The 15867-nt window shown below is 34.7% G+C and carries 15 protein-coding genes and 1 tRNA gene; 1 reads left to right on the forward strand and 15 read right to left on the reverse strand.

Annotated features, from left to right (window positions below; genetic code table 11):
- Positions 1–177 precede the first annotated feature (177 nt).
- The gene (locus KQI38_RS08070; RefSeq protein ID WP_216557885.1) at positions 178–717 is read left to right on the forward strand and encodes a class I SAM-dependent methyltransferase; all 540 of its coding nucleotides are present in this window, start codon (positions 178–180) and stop codon (positions 715–717) included.
- Positions 718–1314: 597 nt separating this feature from the next.
- Here the strand turns inward: KQI38_RS08070 and KQI38_RS08075 are convergent.
- From KQI38_RS08075 to KQI38_RS08145, 15 genes are all read right to left on the reverse strand, one after another.
- Complete coding sequence (locus tag KQI38_RS08075) at positions 1315–3855, reverse strand: ABC transporter permease (RefSeq protein WP_216557888.1); 2541 nt, start codon at positions 3853–3855, stop codon at positions 1315–1317.
- Entirely contained in the window at positions 3852–4535 is a 684-nt protein-coding gene (locus KQI38_RS08080; RefSeq protein ID WP_216557891.1) for an ABC transporter ATP-binding protein, read from the reverse strand. Before KQI38_RS08080 ends, KQI38_RS08075 begins: the two co-directional genes overlap by 4 nt.
- An 82-nt stretch (positions 4536–4617) precedes the next feature.
- On the reverse strand, positions 4618–5607 hold the full coding sequence (locus tag KQI38_RS08085; RefSeq protein WP_216557895.1) for a sensor histidine kinase: 990 nt from the start codon (positions 5605–5607) through the stop codon (positions 4618–4620).
- On the reverse strand, positions 5594–6280 hold the full coding sequence (locus tag KQI38_RS08090; protein ID WP_216557898.1) for a response regulator transcription factor: 687 nt from the start codon (positions 6278–6280) through the stop codon (positions 5594–5596). Before KQI38_RS08090 ends, KQI38_RS08085 begins: the two co-directional genes overlap by 14 nt.
- Complete coding sequence (locus tag KQI38_RS08095; protein ID WP_216557901.1) at positions 6277–6471, reverse strand: helix-turn-helix domain-containing protein; 195 nt, start codon at positions 6469–6471, stop codon at positions 6277–6279. Before KQI38_RS08095 ends, KQI38_RS08090 begins: the two co-directional genes overlap by 4 nt.
- 118 nt (positions 6472–6589) lie before the next feature.
- On the reverse strand, positions 6590–6829 hold the full coding sequence (locus KQI38_RS08100; RefSeq protein ID WP_216557904.1) for a helix-turn-helix domain-containing protein: 240 nt from the start codon (positions 6827–6829) through the stop codon (positions 6590–6592).
- A 30-nt stretch (positions 6830–6859) separates the two neighbouring features.
- A complete protein-coding gene (locus KQI38_RS08105; protein WP_216557907.1) occupies positions 6860–7009 on the reverse strand; it encodes a hypothetical protein in 150 nt (49 codons plus the stop codon).
- A gap of 145 nt (positions 7010–7154) precedes the next feature.
- Positions 7155–7231: transfer RNA gene (locus KQI38_RS08110), tRNA-Arg, on the reverse strand.
- A gap of 115 nt (positions 7232–7346) precedes the next feature.
- Positions 7347–8471, reverse strand: a complete 1125-nt coding sequence (locus KQI38_RS08115; protein WP_216557910.1) for an ABC transporter permease — start codon at positions 8469–8471, stop codon at positions 7347–7349.
- Complete coding sequence (locus KQI38_RS08120) at positions 8458–9513, reverse strand: ABC transporter permease (protein WP_216557913.1); 1056 nt, start codon at positions 9511–9513, stop codon at positions 8458–8460. Before KQI38_RS08120 ends, KQI38_RS08115 begins: the two co-directional genes overlap by 14 nt.
- A 1-nt stretch (position 9514) precedes the next feature.
- Positions 9515–10447 carry an ABC transporter ATP-binding protein gene (locus KQI38_RS08125; RefSeq protein WP_094898722.1) on the reverse strand — a complete coding sequence of 311 codons (933 nt, stop codon included), beginning with the start codon at positions 10445–10447 and terminating at the stop codon, positions 9515–9517.
- Between the two features lie 227 nt (positions 10448–10674).
- Entirely contained in the window at positions 10675–11577 is a 903-nt protein-coding gene (locus KQI38_RS08130) for a M55 family metallopeptidase (protein WP_216557916.1), read from the reverse strand.
- Entirely contained in the window at positions 11570–13210 is a 1641-nt protein-coding gene (locus tag KQI38_RS08135) for an ATP-binding cassette domain-containing protein (RefSeq protein ID WP_216557919.1), read from the reverse strand. Before KQI38_RS08135 ends, KQI38_RS08130 begins: the two co-directional genes overlap by 8 nt.
- 17 nt (positions 13211–13227) lie before the next feature.
- Positions 13228–14556, reverse strand: coding sequence for a radical SAM/SPASM domain-containing protein (locus KQI38_RS08140; RefSeq protein ID WP_216557922.1), 1329 nt, complete (start codon positions 14554–14556; stop codon positions 13228–13230).
- A complete protein-coding gene (locus tag KQI38_RS08145) occupies positions 14553–15857 on the reverse strand; it encodes a radical SAM/SPASM domain-containing protein (RefSeq protein ID WP_216557925.1) in 1305 nt (434 codons plus the stop codon). The genes KQI38_RS08140 and KQI38_RS08145 overlap by 4 nt, the downstream gene beginning before the upstream one ends.
- Positions 15858–15867 lie beyond the last annotated feature (10 nt).

Genomic DNA, 15867 nt, shown 5'->3' on the forward strand with positions numbered 1-15867 from the left:
TGACATCTTACTATATTAAAAGTTCATGGGATTTTAGACTTTTCCAAATCTGGTCAAAACATAACTTATAATCTCGCTTACCATAGGGTGAAAAGGGTAATCGATATAGAACATATCATTGTTAAAAGAAAGTAATAAAAGGTATTATGTCTAATCTAGAAAGGAGAATTTAAAAATATGGAACATAAATTAGAAAACCCTCAACGGTTAAAAGAATTAAATCCATCAGAAACACTTAAAAATCTTGGTCTTGGGGATGGAAGTTCTTTTTGTGATATCGGTGCAGGAACAGGAATTTTTACATTTGCAGCATCTAAATTAACTAATTCCAATATATATGCAGTAGATATATCCACTGAAATGCTAGAAGTATTAAAAGTTAAAAGAACAGAACATAATGCAGATAATGTTATACTAAAGAATGATGTTCAAGATGTACCTTCATCCTCTTGTGATATTGTCCTAGCTTCTACTGTTTTCCATGAATTGGAGGATATAGATGGTATGGCAGATGAAATCAAGCGTATTCTAACTAATGGTGGACTCTTGGCTATTATCGAATTTCATAAACGTAAGACTCCTATAGGTCCACCTACCAATCATAGATTGAGTCCTGAACAAATTGATAATCTGCTGCAAAAACATGAATTCAATAAGATAAAGTATTTTGAATTGGGAGAGAATTTTTATATATCGATTTTTACTCTAAATCCTTAAAAAAAGAAGTAGAAGAATATTAGCAATCCTCCAATAAGGATGTTTACGAAAATCATAGTTGTTTAGCATATAGTCAAACGATTACCGATGAATTGTAAATAATCTTTATTGGAGGATTTGCTTTATGGCAAAGTGCAAACTCTTCCACACTGCACTCAGTATCACGCCCTCCTGTTTGGCAATCTGGCGCATAGATATACCTTTCAAAAATGTAGAATAAATCGTTGCCGTTGCACTTGTGTTAAATCTTCGCTTTTGAGAAGCCGTTTGGTCGTTTCTATGACTTTTTTCGTGACACTTTCATGTATCAGTTCCGCATCAAGAGAGGCCTGTAGAAAGTAGTTCGATTTCAGCTAATCCGTTAATGCTGACTTGTCCGATTTTTGTCTATAACTTGCTGATGATAGGTTTCATCCGACAGGGCCTTCAGTTCCAGAAAGTCCTCTGCAGTTTTTTTATTACCGCAGGGTAACATTCCTTTGCAATTTACATTACTTCTGTAGTATTTTCAATGTCTAAATCGCCTTTGGGGACGATTGCAAATCACTTGAACTAGATGTTTTTTTGATTTTGCATCAAGTCAATATCGGTTTTGAATCAAATCATATCATCTCGAAGGGCGTCAATAATATTTTCTCTTTTTATCTTGCTAATAGCATACAGCATTGTGATGAACACCACAAAGAGCACGCTGAACACGCTGATTGCCATACTGCCCCACGGGAACACAAAACCAACATTTCCGCCGCCGATGATCATGCCCTTATAAATTAGACAGGAAAGAATTCCTGCAATGGGCAGCCCCCAAAGCATCGTCCGCGCTCCATAAAGAGTGCATTCAAAGCGCATCATCTTATTGAAATCCCGATCGGACATCCCTACAGAACGGAGCATGGCAAATTCCCGTCTGCGCAGCTTGATATTGGTGGAAATCGTGTTGAAGACGTTCGCAACCGCGATTAGCGAAATCATCGTGATAAAAACAACCGAGAACAGATTGACAATGAATGTGATATTACGGTTTTGCTCCAATATCCCATAGACATTGTACAGATTATAGTCGGCGGTAATGCTGGCTCCATCAATCATCGTCTGCATCTTAGCTGTAGACTGACCAGGATTTTCTGACTTGAATGTCATGCCCAGCTTTGTAGGCTTTACAGTCGCACTTAGTGCGTCAAACTGCGGCTTTACCTCGTAAGGGGCCATCACCATAAGCGTGTATCCGGGCCACTCACCTGGCTCCGTGGGCAGCAGATCCGGGTAGTCTTTTACAAAGGTTACATGGATTGTTTTAGTCTGGTCCCCGGTCTTGGAGCGGAGCGTAAATTCCATAGGCTGTTCCTGCGTATACCAACTCCCGGGCAGAATTCCTGCCATGATCATTTTTTTGTCCTGCCCGGTGTATTCCTCTGCGGACAAACCGAGGCCTTCGAGCAGGTTCTGATAGACGCTGTCCTCAACAAACTGAATATCCAACAGCACTTCCACCGTTTCACTTGCCCCATCATAACCGATGGGCTCGCCGTACTCGTCAAAAAAATGGTTTGGCAAATCACTTGTATTAAGCACGCAGGAATAGGTCGAAAGTGCCTGATAAGAGCTTTCGGTGACGCCGTCGGCAGTTTTCAGCTCATCGTAAAGCTGGAACAGCTCGCTTTCCTCCATGTCTCGGGTATAGAAACAGATGTCATATTCTTCAACTACCACAGAGGAATTCTCCGCGATCTGATTCAGATAGGTTCCGAAAGAGCTTGCCGACACAAACAACACGATGCTTAACGTAAGCGACAGGATAATGCTGCGGTAACGTCGCCTGTTTCTCTTAAAGTTTTTTAACGCAAGTGTTTCCTCTAAACCGTAAAGGTGTTCCGCGAGCTTTGAGGTTCTTATCGCTTTGGCTTCCACCTTGACCTCGTTTGTCTGACGGATACACTCCATCACAGGCGTACTGGCAGCCTTCTTTGCCGGAATATAGGCCGAAATTAGAATGGTGATCATACTGATAACCACCGCAGCAACAAGAGCAGGAACAGACACCGCCAAAGTCAACGGTACATTGTCATACATGACATTTGCGAAATTCTTTGCCACAAGAGAAAGCACAAGCTTGATGCTTGGTATCCCGACCAAAATGCCGATGGGAATGCCGATTGTACCGATGCAAAGTCCCTCAAACAGGACAGAATTGCGCAGCTGTTTTTCCGTGGCACCTACTGACATGAGAATTCCAAACTGGTGTGTGCGTTCATTCAATGAGATGTTGAATGAATTATAAATCAGGAACACCGACCCGAGCATAACTAGGGCAATCAAAATGCCGCCAATCGAGTACAGGAGAACTGTAAGCATCTTTTCCCCTGAAAGTCCCATAAAACGCAGTACATCATCGTTCAAAACGTAACTGTAATTGTCTGATATGCTGTCTGCATAAGAATGAACCTGATATGGGTTCTTCAGCGTGATAAATACAGTAAGACTGTCCGCTGCGGCTGTATCCTCTGTTGTGATTAAAGTATATCCGGGTGCAGCATACTCCTCGATTGCCGGTCGTTGGCAGATGCCGACAACCCTATATGTTTTCTCTGTCGTGGTTACAAGCTTTTCCTCCCCAGCACAATACGAATCGTGCTGGCTGAGCTTCTGATCGCCGCCTATACGGTTGCCGACCGAGAGGGTGAGTGTGTCGCCCACCGAAATTTTCACGCCGCCGTTTGCCGCAATATGAGCCGGTATCACGACCTCGCTGCTGTTTTCCGGCAGTCTGCCGGAAAGCAGCTTGATGGGCAGAGCATCCAAGGCTTCCTCGTTCCATCCGGCAATAAAAAGATATGGCTTGTCGGGATTTTGTCCGCCTTCCAGTGTGGAATAGCCAATGTTCTGTAGCGGTACAACATTTGCCACTCGGCTGTCCTCTGCCTGTTCCAGCACAAAGGAGGAAGCTGCGTCCGGGATTTCAATATGCCAATCACCATATTTGGCAGCAGCACCGTTTATCATATAGCTTTGCAGAGACACGGCAAAGGTAGCGACTGCCGTAATCATGGCGGCGGACAGAACCACTCCGATCACCGTAACAATTGTTCGGGTACGATTTTTTTTCAAGCTTTGCAGAGTGACTTTGTTAAAAATATTCATGGCCGCACCCTCTCATCTCTCGCTACTTTGCCGTCTGATATGCCGATAATGCGGTCTGCTTGCAGGGCGATATTTTCGTCATGGGTGACGAGGATCAGGGTCTGCCCATATTTTTTATTGCTTTCTTTCAGCAGCTTGATGATTTCATGTCCATTCCTGCTGTCCAAACTGCCGGTTGGTTCATCGGCCAGCATGACTGCCGGAGCATTCACCAAGGCGCGCCCAATAGCGACACGCTGCTGCTGACCACCTGAAAGCTGGTTTGGCAAATGTGTTTTGCGTTCTTGCAGTCCAAGCAGTTCGAGTAAGTCACCAAGCCTCTCCCTGTTAACCTTCCGCTTGTCCATCAGGATAGGCAAGGTGATGTTTTCTACCACATTCAGAGTGGGAATGAGGTTGTGAAACTGGTAAATCAGTCCAACCTGCCGCCTGCGGAAAATGGCGAGTTTTTCATTGCTTTGGCCATATACATCCTGCCCCTCCAAATACACCTTTCCGCTTGTCGGCACATCCACGCCGCCGATGCTGTGAAGCAATGTGGATTTACCCGAGCCGGAGGAACCGATGATTGCGGTAAACTCCCCCTTTTCGATAGTAAGCGAAACATGGTCAAGGGCGGTAACTTGATTTTCACCCTTGCCGTAGACCTTGCATAAATTTTCAATTTTTAAAAACTCCATTATGCGAGTCTCCTTTCTTATGTTTTACTCATATAATAGAACTTTCAACTTACATTTCTGTGACTTTAAGGTGAGAGATTCGTCACTTTGGGAAACGAATGGAAAAAATCGCGCCGCCCTGCGGGTGATTTTTGGCGGTAATCGTCCCCCCCTGCCGTGTTATAATCATCTTGCAGAGAGCCAATCCAATCCCGTATCCTGTTACACCTGCGTTTTTCCCACGATAGAACCTGTCAAACAGGCAGGGTAAATCTTCTTTTTCAAAGCCCCCGCCGCTGTCGTGGATGGCAATCTCGGTATACAGTGGGTTGTCCTCACAAACAATCTCAATCTTCCCGTTATCGCCTGCGGTTTCCATGCAATTTTTGAGGATGTTTTGAATTGCTTCCGAAAGCCAACCAGAATCTCCCTGAATGATTGTCCCTTTTGGCACGTCTATTTGCAAAGCAATATCGTGCAGCTCCATTGGGATCAAAAACGGGTGAAGCGCGGCGCTTATCAAAGTGTTCACATCTATCTGCTCGCCTTGGAAAACCACAATGCCCGCGTCCAGGCGGGATAATTTCAACAGGGAAGTAAGCAGCCAATCCATCTGTACAAACAATTCCTTTGTTTCCCGTATCAATGCTTTCCGTTCATTTTCGTCAGGGTTATTCTCTAACAATGACAGAATAAGGTTCACGGATGTGAGAGGGGTGCGGAGTTGGTGGGCTATGTCAGCAAGAGAATCGGCAAGATGTTCTTTTTCTCTTTTCAGTGCGTTGTTTTGCTCCCGAATACGCAGCGTCATTTTTTTTATCTCGCTTTGCAGAATGGAGAGTTCGCCCTCATCCGATTCACCAATATACAGATAGTCAGCATTATGAAGCACAAGATCAATTTGATCTGAAATCTGCGCAATGCTTTTATATCGGGCTTTTGTAAATGCAAAAAACGCTGTTCCAAAGGCGGCGGCAGAAGCAATGGCAAGGATTCCAGCCGCCGTATTGATTGCAAATCCCAGCGTCACAGCGGCGGCGGCTATTAAGAAGAACAAAATGGCAAACTGCCGAAACTCTCTATTCCGAAGCATACCCATCCCCCAATCTATATCCTGTCCCGCGAACGGTCAGAATGATTTGCGGGCTTGCGGGGTCGTTCTCTATCTTCTCCCGCAGGCGTTTGATGTACACGGTCAATGTATTATCATTGACAAACTCGCCCGCAGCGTCCCACAATTCGTCAAGCAGCCTGCTCCTTGTGATAATAGTTTTGGGGTTGTTAATAAACACCAGCAACAAGCGGTATTCTAAGGCTGAAAGAAAAACCTCGTTGCCGTTTTTTTTCACAATGCCACTTGCCGTATCAACATGAAGCCCGCGAATTTCAAAATCCGACCCGAAACGCCCGCTTTTTCGCAAGGCAGTTTCAATTCGCGCAATCAATTCACGCGGACGAAAAGGCTTGGTGATATAGTCGTCCGCACCCATGTTAAGCCCGGTAACAACACTCGCCTCATCGCCAGAAGCCGTCAGAAAGATAACGGGAACATCCCCTGTTTCTTTGATTGCCGTGCAAACCGTAAAGCCATTTCCATCAGGCAAAGAAATATCGATCAACGCCAAGTCAAATTTATTCCCGGTAAGTGCGACAAGGGCTTCACTCCGCGTAGGAGCGTGGGTGACTGTAAATCCCTCCGAGCGGAGCAAAAGTATAAGGTTTTTAGCGATTGCCTTATCGTCCTCAATCAAAAATATCCGTTTCATTTATTTTCACCATCCTTTACTTTACTGCTCCTATATCGTCTGTCAACCGGTTTTTCAGCGTCAGCAGGAACAAGCCATGTATTTCCCATTTTTTTAGCTCCCTTAATCCGCCCAGCGGAGCAATGGTACACTACCATTCTGTTTGTGATACCCCAATTTTTCGCTGTTTCTTTTGTCGTTATATAATCCATGCATAACACCTCCATAATTTTATTATATTTCTTTTGACGGAAATATACAAGCTGAGGTATAAAACAAAAAATACAGGAGTGTGGAAAGTAGTTCACACTCCTGCACAGGCTAAAGATGTTAAATGGTATTAAAGATCAGTATTCTGGCAATCAGCTTGCTATCCAGTCTGCGCCGCAATCCCTCGTCAACACATAAATAGGGCTGGCTTTCGTCGTACAGTCGCCTTGCGTACAAGGCGATTATGTAGCCCTCGAAATGTTTCATTACAGCATTTATGGCATCCACCTTGCTGTAGGTCACCGCTGGTATGGCGGGGCACTGAAGCAAGCCAGTGGTCACGGCTTTTTGTTTACTCATTGGCAAAAATCAATAGGCTTCAAAGAAAAGTTACATATCCCCAATAATAATATGCTCTATTTTAGTCAATGATATGATGCGTATACCCATATTCAAAGCAGAAAGATGAACGATAAAATGTAGATTGTACATAGCCATGTAAACAAATAGAATAATAATATCTTGTGTTTTTTCATACAAATCCACTTCCCCCTAATTGTTCAATTAACAATTACTTGTTTCCATATTTCCAGAAATAGCATCATATATTTATGGAAATACACAATCTACATTAGCATAAAAAAAGCTGCAAGTCTTTATAAATAAGGACTTGCAGCTTTGGTTTTGGTGCACTCGAGAGGAATCGAACCCCCGGCCTACGCCTTAGGAGGGCGCCGCTCTATCCTACTGAGCTACGAGTGCATAGTTTACCAATATATTTTACAGCATTTTTGAAAGGATGTCAACAATCAGTAAAATACTCATATATTAATAAAGGCAGTTCTTATACTTCTTTAGAACTGCCTCTTATTATCTTTTAAGCCTTTTGTCTTGCCCTAGAAAAATATAGTCCCATCAATAAGAATGCTATGGCAAATAACAACTGCATAAATATTTCATATTTTACATCTAGAAAAGAGCTGATATCTGTTTCATTTATTTTTACAAAATAATATGTGGGAAAGAACTTAGCTATTGTCAATACCTTCTCTCCTAAAAATTGCTGTGGTACCATTACACCTGAAACAAATGAGACTCCAAGGGATAATACCGTACTTACACCTGATATAACAAATTTATTATTTGTTATATTGTTAATTAAAAATACAAGACATAATGCAGAGAATGAAAATACTATTGTATTAATTACGTATTTTAGAAAATTTACTTCTCCAATATATTTTCCTTTCAAAATAATACTTCCCAATATAAATATTAATGTTAGAAAACTTGCTATTGTTAACTGTCCTAAATATATTTGGCTATTAAATTTCAAAAACCTTACTGAAGATATCTTTCTTCTATTCTCAACTTCCTTATTTATAAAGTCAGTCATAACAAAGCCTATTACAGAGATATATAAAGCCATTACTATATAGGAGACAAAATTAAAATAAAATTTAAACCATGTATTCATCTTCTGATTTATATTATTATCAGATTTAATTATATTTACCTCTATACCTTCATCCAAGGCAGTACTTACATTAGATAAATCAAATTTCCCATCTTCATAGGTTGCATTAGCAAAGGAAATAAATTTATTAATCTGATTTTGAATTTGATAAGCTCCTATATTCCTATCGTCTCTAAATACCTCAATAGTCTTTTCCTTATTGATTACCTTTTTCTCAAAGTCCTCTGGAATAACAATTACTGCATCTATTATTTGTAAGAAAATCTGTTCTTTAATATACTTTTCATCTGACTTGGTATCGATTATATCATTCTTTTTTCCTAAATAATCTATTAGACTCTTTGATAATTCACTATTACTATTATCAACTATTCCAATATCAAGCTTTGTTTCCATAAAACTGGTTTCTCTTTGTGTATTCCCTCCACCATTTAATATTGATAGAATGAAGAAAATGATTGTGTATGAAAGGATAACTCCTTTATTTTTTAATGCTATCTTAACGAAATATTTATATACTGTCATAGGTCTTCCTCCTTAAAAATACATAGGATATACTAATAAGAACTATACAATAAATTGATAAGATCAAAGCTCCTTCAATTACAGTTTGAGTGTTTCCTAACAGATTTATCCTATAAAGATTATTAGTTATTATGGCGATTGGATTTATCTTTCCTAATACTGGAACACTCTTATCAAGCCAAATCTTTATATTTGGTGATATCATTCCTGATAAAGCTGATAAAAACAAAGTAATCATAATACCTAAAATAGTCTTTGTATTTTCATTTTGTTTATTAGAAGCTCCAATAAATATTCCAAGGGCTACTCCAAATAAATTTCCTGCTATTATAAAAATAGTGCTATACTTCATCTCTGTAAACAAATTAATCTTTAAGATATATTTTATAAAAATCAGCAATATCACATTTGAAAGTAAATTTAAAATTAGTGAAACTATGATACCTGCTAACAGAAATTCATTCTTTCGTAGGGGTGTTATATTTATCCTCTTGCCTACATTAGTCAAATTTGCTTGAATTAAACTTACTGTTACAATTCCAGGAAAAATTCCATAGGCAGAAACCATTGCAATTAGTGAGTAAAATATTATAATTACAATATCTGCTTTTTGATTTATTTCTGAAATATATTCTACTGTAAAATCAAATTTTTCAATAGGAACATTTAAACTTCCCATTTGTTTAATTTGGTCAAGTATCTCTTTAATTATAGTCTGATTTACTCCTGATTTTTTGACTAATAGATTTAAATCGTCGTCAATAAATCCTTGAATTTCTTCATTCTCTAACTTGTCATTTATTTCATCCTCTGAGAGTTTATGAACATTTACTATTTCGATTTCTTCCAATACAAATGCAATTGGGTTTTGAGAGCTTATTCCTATATCTATATTCTCTAGTTCTATATTTATCAGTCCATTGAAAGCTGTGTAGAAAAATATTGCCATTATCAATGGATATATTAAAGTCCAGAAAAGAAAAGATTTGTCTCTATATAAGTTTTTCCCTTGATATATACAGTTACGAAATACACTTTTCATATCAATCTCTAAGCTCCTTCCCTGTTAATTCTAAGAATACATCATTTAATGTAGGTAATTGACTATATAGTTTTGTATAGGTGAGATTGTTTTCTTTTATAAATTCCAATAGATTTGATAAGTTGTTGAGTCCATTTTCAAACTTTATGATATAATCATCTTCCCTTTTTTCTATATCAATTACATGAGGTATTTTCCTAAGCTTTTGAACCGTTTCATCTTTAATCACTGAAAATCCAACTACTATTTTTTCAGTTGTTGTTATCATAGCTTTCAATTCTTCATTAGTTCCTGAAACCAAATTTTTGCCATTATCCATGATTATAATCCTCTTACAAATCATTTCTGCTTCCTCTAGATAATGAGTAGTATATATAATAGTGCTGCCTTCTTGATTTAACCTTTTTATTCCATCTAATATGAAGTTTCTACTTTGAGCATCTACTGCAACCGTAGGTTCATCCAAAAAAATCAATTTAGGTTTATGAGCTATCCCACAAGCAATATTTAGTCTTCTTTTAAGTCCTCCACTTAATTTATTAGGATAGAATTTTACATAATCCTTTAGCCCTACAAATTCTATAGCTTCTTCTACATATTGTTTTCTCGTGACTTTATCTTCTACATAAAGTCCGCAGAAATAATCTATATTTTCTCTTACGGTTAAATTCTCAAAAACTGAAACCTCTTGAGGCACTACTCCTATTTGTTTTTTAATATCATAGGAGTTTGGGGTCATTTTCTTTCCAAATATCTCTATTTCACCTTTATCAAAATTCAATAATGAAAGAATACAGTTTATTGCCGTAGTCTTACCACAGCCATTGGGCCCTAAAAGTCCCAATATCTCTCCCTCTTCAACCTCCATATTGAAATGCTCAAGGGCAATTAATTCCTTATATCTTTTTACTAAATTATTAACTTTTACTATCACTTAAATCACTCCCCCTATTTCATCTTAATTTAATTATACGAATTTGGAGTTTTTCATTGTAGTGTATAGAATCACAATATAATATGACAAATGTCATATTATATTAAAAATAATATAGAAAAATATATTTATTTTTATAACTATAAGTAACTACACAAAAAATTAAACAGCCCTAGTTTGATAGAATATCAAGCTTTGGCTGTTTAGAGTTGTCTTTACTCTTTAGGTTAAAGTTTAAATTTAGCACTCTTATCATCTTTTATTTTATAAAAGTATTGTGATATTTCATATAAATCAAGATAAGTTATTAAACTTATATCTTTATCTAATAATTTTCTTATATTTTCATCTTTCACCAATTCCAAGGATTCAGGTCTGTTTTGCACTAATTCCTCAAACATATTTTCAAGATCTTTACTTATTATATGATTTAAAGGAATGTGTAAATTCGGCAGATATCTAAAAAAATCAATTGTATCTTTAAAAGAAATTTTGATATCTAATTCTAATGCTTTTACCCTTCTCTGTACATAATTATTATAAATAATTTTAACTTTGGAATCATCAAATTTGGACAATGAGATTTCACTATTAAGGGCCTTTTTTACATCATTTTCTAAGTTTAAATATATTGAAGACATATCTCCTTTATCTATGTCATGATATATGCAATCATAATCTAGGTAATCAATTACCGAAGCTTCTGTGCTTATCAATGAAACTGGTATCTTATAATAGGATAAAAGATTAGTTACCATTTCAATTTCTCCCACTTCTTTTTCTCCTAAAGATAATATTTCAATTTCATCCCTAAAGGTATGAGGGAATCTACAATGGTCACTTTTCTTGCCATGAACACCTACTAGAAAAGCTGTTTTATAATCAATGCTAAAATCAATATTTCTAATTTTCTTAATTATATTGATTTCAGGACTTAATTTCTCTACTAAGTTACCTGGCAATATACCATCATTATGGTCATAGCATAGATATATATTAATATTATCTGGTATGGAATTTATAATTACAGATATTTCTTTATATAATAAAACCTCATTCCTTTTATTATCCCATAAATCTTCAACTCCAATAATTCCTTCTAAATCAATTATAACCAATATATTATCCATTTTGCACCTCTATGCTTTCATGTTTAAATTTATAATATCTATCAAAAAAATCAGATTTATAGTTGCCATGCTCAATCATTATCACTGTTTTATCTGAAAAATATTTATTTAATATATAATCGAATTTATTTTTAAAATCAGCATCTAAATTGGCCAAAGGCTCGTCCAATATATAAATAGATGAATTCTTAGATAAACATCTTATTATTTCTATTTTCTTCTTCTGACCACCAGATAAATTGTAATTTTCATCTATAAAAGTATCTATACCTTCTTCTAAGCTTTCTATATACTCCAATAGATCAAAATCCTCCAGAATTTCATTTAAAGTATATTTACCATTATCAGCTTCATATAAAATGTTATTTCTTATAGACAAAGGATAGACAATTGGGTTTTGATTAGATATACTTATACACTCCATAATATCTGAAGCCTTGTACTCTTTATGGCTATTATCATTAATCAGATATTCTCCACAGCTTAAAGGGTATTGTAATGAGATAAGTTTTATCATGCTGGATTTTCCACTTCCATTTTCACCTCCAATTAATATATGTTCCCCCTTATTTAAATACATATTAACATCCTTTAAGATATAAGAATCCTTTATCTTAAATTCTCCGTCTTTTATCTCTATTTTATTAATATATTCAAGGGGTTGTTTCTTTTCTTCTTCATCTTTGAATAAATTTTTTGTTTCCATTACCTCAAAGACTCTATCCAAACTCACATGATATCTTTGAACAGTTGGTATCAGATTAGTTATCCCTATAAGGCTTATTAATACTTTTTGAATATAAAAAGATAGAAATATGAAGATTTCTGGGGTTATTCTTTTCTTAAATACAAGTATTCCAGCTAATATATAAAATAAAAATATATTGATTTTCATGATAGAGTCCATTATATATTGTAAGTTTATCTTACTTTCATTTAGCTTATCAACATTAGAAATCTTATCCTCTATATAATTATCAAAATCGTTTACAATAAAGTTTTTAATCTTTTCATTTGAAGTGATTTCATAAATACTATTAGAAACTTTTTTGACAATACCCAATATTACATCTGAGTAATAAAAATTTATTTTATTATATTTCTTTATCTTCTTAGAATAATGGATATTGATAAATATTATAGGTATTACTAAAACAATAGTATATATAAACCAAGTATTTTGTTTAATTAATATAAATAGCATGGATAGCAAAACTATAATTTCCGATAAATAACCAAATAAATAGTCTAAATAAGATAAAGGAGAACTATAGTCACTTGTGAATACATTATTTAGTTTAGCCGAATTATATGTACTGCTATATTGGAAATATCCAAAATAGCTGTAAAATATTCTCTCTTTAACCTTATTATTTATTCTAATCATCAATTTAGAATATACTTTATCTAATGAATAATTTATAATGCCAAATACCAGATAGTACACGGCAAACAGAATAATATATCTTTTAAATAAAGATATATTATTCTGCATAATTGATGCAACAATTACACTTACTAGATAAGGCTCTATTAAGGCACTGACCTTTATCAAAATACCTGCCAATTTAATCAATAAATATTTAATTCTATATCTATCCAATAAAGTCATGCTTTTTTTTATATATAGCAAATTTATCTTCCCCTATATCATGCTTTAATTTTTTCAGTATTTCTTATTTCCTCAGCTATCAATTGATTTAAAACTCTCTCCAAAGCTACTTTATAATCTTCTTCTTTCCATCTGCTGCAATATCCCATATCTAGACTATCGTATCTTTTAATATTTTCAGCAATACAACCACCTCTGCAGAAATATTTATAATCACATTCCTTACATCTTGACATATTACGGACATCACGATTATAGATATTTTCTATATTATCCTTATTTATGCGAATCTCTGGCTTGTAAGTTCCTACCTCTAGTTTAGGATTATCTGAACTTAAGCAAGTAACAGCCTTTCCATTTGGTATAAATGTATAAGAAGGTCTAAATGTAAGGTCACAATGCTTATATGGTATTCGAGTCTCCCTTGACTGTATCATACCTATCATAGTGATTTCAGTATAATTCATAAAGCTTTGACTTAGATATTTTGCTCTATTATCCATTTCAATTAGAGTGTTAAAGGATTCCTTCACCATATTAATATAAGTCTTATCCTCACCTATAGATTTTGTTTTCATCATATCTAGATCAAGCTTCACTGAAAATTTATTTTCCAACCATCCATACTTTTCCAGGATATCGAAAAATAGAGGATAATCTTCAATCTCTTCAGGATGATATACAGAGTTGATAATTACTTCAATATCATTGTCCAATAAAAACTCCAATGCCTCCCATATATTATCGTAGAACTTATCATTAAAAGTATTCCTATGTTTTAAATGTAGTTTTTTATTGCCATCAATTGAAAGTATCACAGTTTGAATCCTTTCTCTATTTGCTTTTATCAATGACTTATATTTTGATATATTTGAACCATTTGTAGTAAAAGTTATTTGTGCTGTTGGAAAATTTTTAAAAACGCTTTCTATAAATTTAAAATTATCATCTAGAAAAGGTTCTCCTCCCATAATGGTGATTGTTTTTATAATTGAATCAGTGTTGAATAAATTATCATAGGCTCCATAGAACTCTTTTATTTTATCAAGATCATCTGTCTTCATCTTAGATTTAATATTTTTATAATCCTTTTGATAACAATAAGTACAATTGTAATTACAATCAAATCCAGTTATAAAAACTAAATCAAGAAATTGATTCTTATCTTTTACAGATATTTTAGTTTCATCAATTGCTATATCAGACTTATTTTTCAAATAGTCTCTATAATCATCTAAAAGTTTATTATAGTCTTCTTTATCTACAACTACATAATCTAATGTTACTAAATCAAAAATTATATATTTACCATAATTATAATGAACTGTTTTCTCATTATCTGTTCTAATGTTAAATTTTTCAATCATAAGGTCACTTCCTCTATGGTTTCATATCCTAAAGCTTTGGAATATTGCAATAATTTCCTTGAAAAAAAACTACATTCCCCTATAAATCCTTCGTTGTTAATATTTTTTGAGTTTCCACATCCCCCGCCACATAATAATGCAAATTTACAACCTTTACACTGTTCAATAGTTGTTATATTTCTATTTATCAAGCTTTTTTCAAAATATTTAAATTCAGGATAATACGTTCCAACTCTAGAATCTTTATTTCCAACAGAAACCAAGCAAGAGTAGATATCCCCTCTATTGTCTATTAATCTAGCACTTGTTTCTGCAGAACAGCTATAAAATTTTAAACCTATGGGTTTCCCATCGATTATAGATTTTTGAAAATTAACTGACGAGTTATTAATAGTATTGTCACTATATTCATCTACGGAGTACAGTATAGGTTCTAAAAAATTTTTACTCTCATCATCTAATTGAAATATAGGCTGCAATTCAAATATTAATAATTTATTATTTGGATATTTTTCCTTTAAATTATCCCTAAGCTCTAAACACTCTTGATAATTAGCTCTGCTTATATTCATCCTTATTTTTATTCTTATATTATTTTTAATAGCTAAATCAATATTGGATATTAGTTTATCAAATGTTCCCATTCTATTATCTTTTAGGAAACGAGATTTATCATGGGTTTCTTTGCCTCCATCTAATGTTACCTGCAGCCATTTTACCTTAATCTTTTTCAAAATATCAATATACTTATCTATACCGTAGCCATTTGTTATTATTCGATATTCTTTATCAGGATATTTTTCTATTATATATTTTATAATATCCATATTTTGTTCCAATAGAGGTTCTCCACCATATAAAAGTATGCTTTCTATATTTGGAAACAATTCTTCAGTTCTATCAATCATATCTTCTGTAAGCAAATCCTTATCGTGACTGCTAACATTAGATTCAAAGCAATAGCTACATCCAAAGTTACAATCATAGGTCAGAACTATACCTAAATCTTTAATATTATTTTTTCGCTTTTCATAATTTTTTCTAAGGATTGCCAATTGAGATTCCTTATATCTATTCTCCTCTTCTGAATTTTCCATTATATATTTTCGTTGAATCAGTGCATCATATAATTCTGTTTCATATTTATTGTCAAATTGAATATTCTCTGATTTTCTCCAAAGCTTGATTAGGTTTAAATCTTCTTCAGATACTATATCTGATAATCCATTTAACAAATTGATTAAGATATATTCATCCTCTTTATTTGTCTTCATAATTGTAGAATGTTCTATAAAATACATAGCCTGTCCT

The organism is Tissierella carlieri, assembly GCF_018917285.1.
In the GTDB taxonomy this organism is placed as follows: Bacteria; Bacillota; Clostridia; order Tissierellales; family Tissierellaceae; genus Tissierella; species Tissierella carlieri.

What these genes read in the sequence shown, in the direction of transcription:
- KQI38_RS08070 (WP_216557885.1), top strand. Translation starts at nt 178, where the DNA reads ATGGAACATAAATTAGAAAACCCTCAACGGTTAAAAGAATTAAATCCA.
- KQI38_RS08075 (WP_216557888.1), bottom strand. Translation starts at nt 3,855, where the DNA reads ATGAATATTTTTAACAAAGTCACTCTGCAAAGCTTGAAAAAAAATCGT.
- KQI38_RS08080 (WP_216557891.1), bottom strand. Translation starts at nt 4,535, where the DNA reads ATGGAGTTTTTAAAAATTGAAAATTTATGCAAGGTCTACGGCAAGGGT.
- KQI38_RS08085 (WP_216557895.1), bottom strand. Translation starts at nt 5,607, where the DNA reads ATGCTTCGGAATAGAGAGTTTCGGCAGTTTGCCATTTTGTTCTTCTTA.
- KQI38_RS08090 (WP_216557898.1), bottom strand. Translation starts at nt 6,280, where the DNA reads ATGAAACGGATATTTTTGATTGAGGACGATAAGGCAATCGCTAAAAAC.
- KQI38_RS08095 (WP_216557901.1), bottom strand. Translation starts at nt 6,471, where the DNA reads ATGGATTATATAACGACAAAAGAAACAGCGAAAAATTGGGGTATCACA.
- KQI38_RS08100 (WP_216557904.1), bottom strand. Translation starts at nt 6,829, where the DNA reads ATGAGTAAACAAAAAGCCGTGACCACTGGCTTGCTTCAGTGCCCCGCC.
- KQI38_RS08115 (WP_216557910.1), bottom strand. Translation starts at nt 8,471, where the DNA reads ATGACAGTATATAAATATTTCGTTAAGATAGCATTAAAAAATAAAGGA.
- KQI38_RS08120 (WP_216557913.1), bottom strand. Translation starts at nt 9,513, where the DNA reads ATGAAAAGTGTATTTCGTAACTGTATATATCAAGGGAAAAACTTATAT.
- KQI38_RS08130 (WP_216557916.1), bottom strand. Translation starts at nt 11,577, where the DNA reads ATGGATAATATATTGGTTATAATTGATTTAGAAGGAATTATTGGAGTT.
- KQI38_RS08140 (WP_216557922.1), bottom strand. Translation starts at nt 14,556, where the DNA reads ATGATTGAAAAATTTAACATTAGAACAGATAATGAGAAAACAGTTCAT.
- KQI38_RS08145 (WP_216557925.1), bottom strand. Translation starts at nt 15,857, where the DNA reads ATGTATTTTATAGAACATTCTACAATTATGAAGACAAATAAAGAGGAT.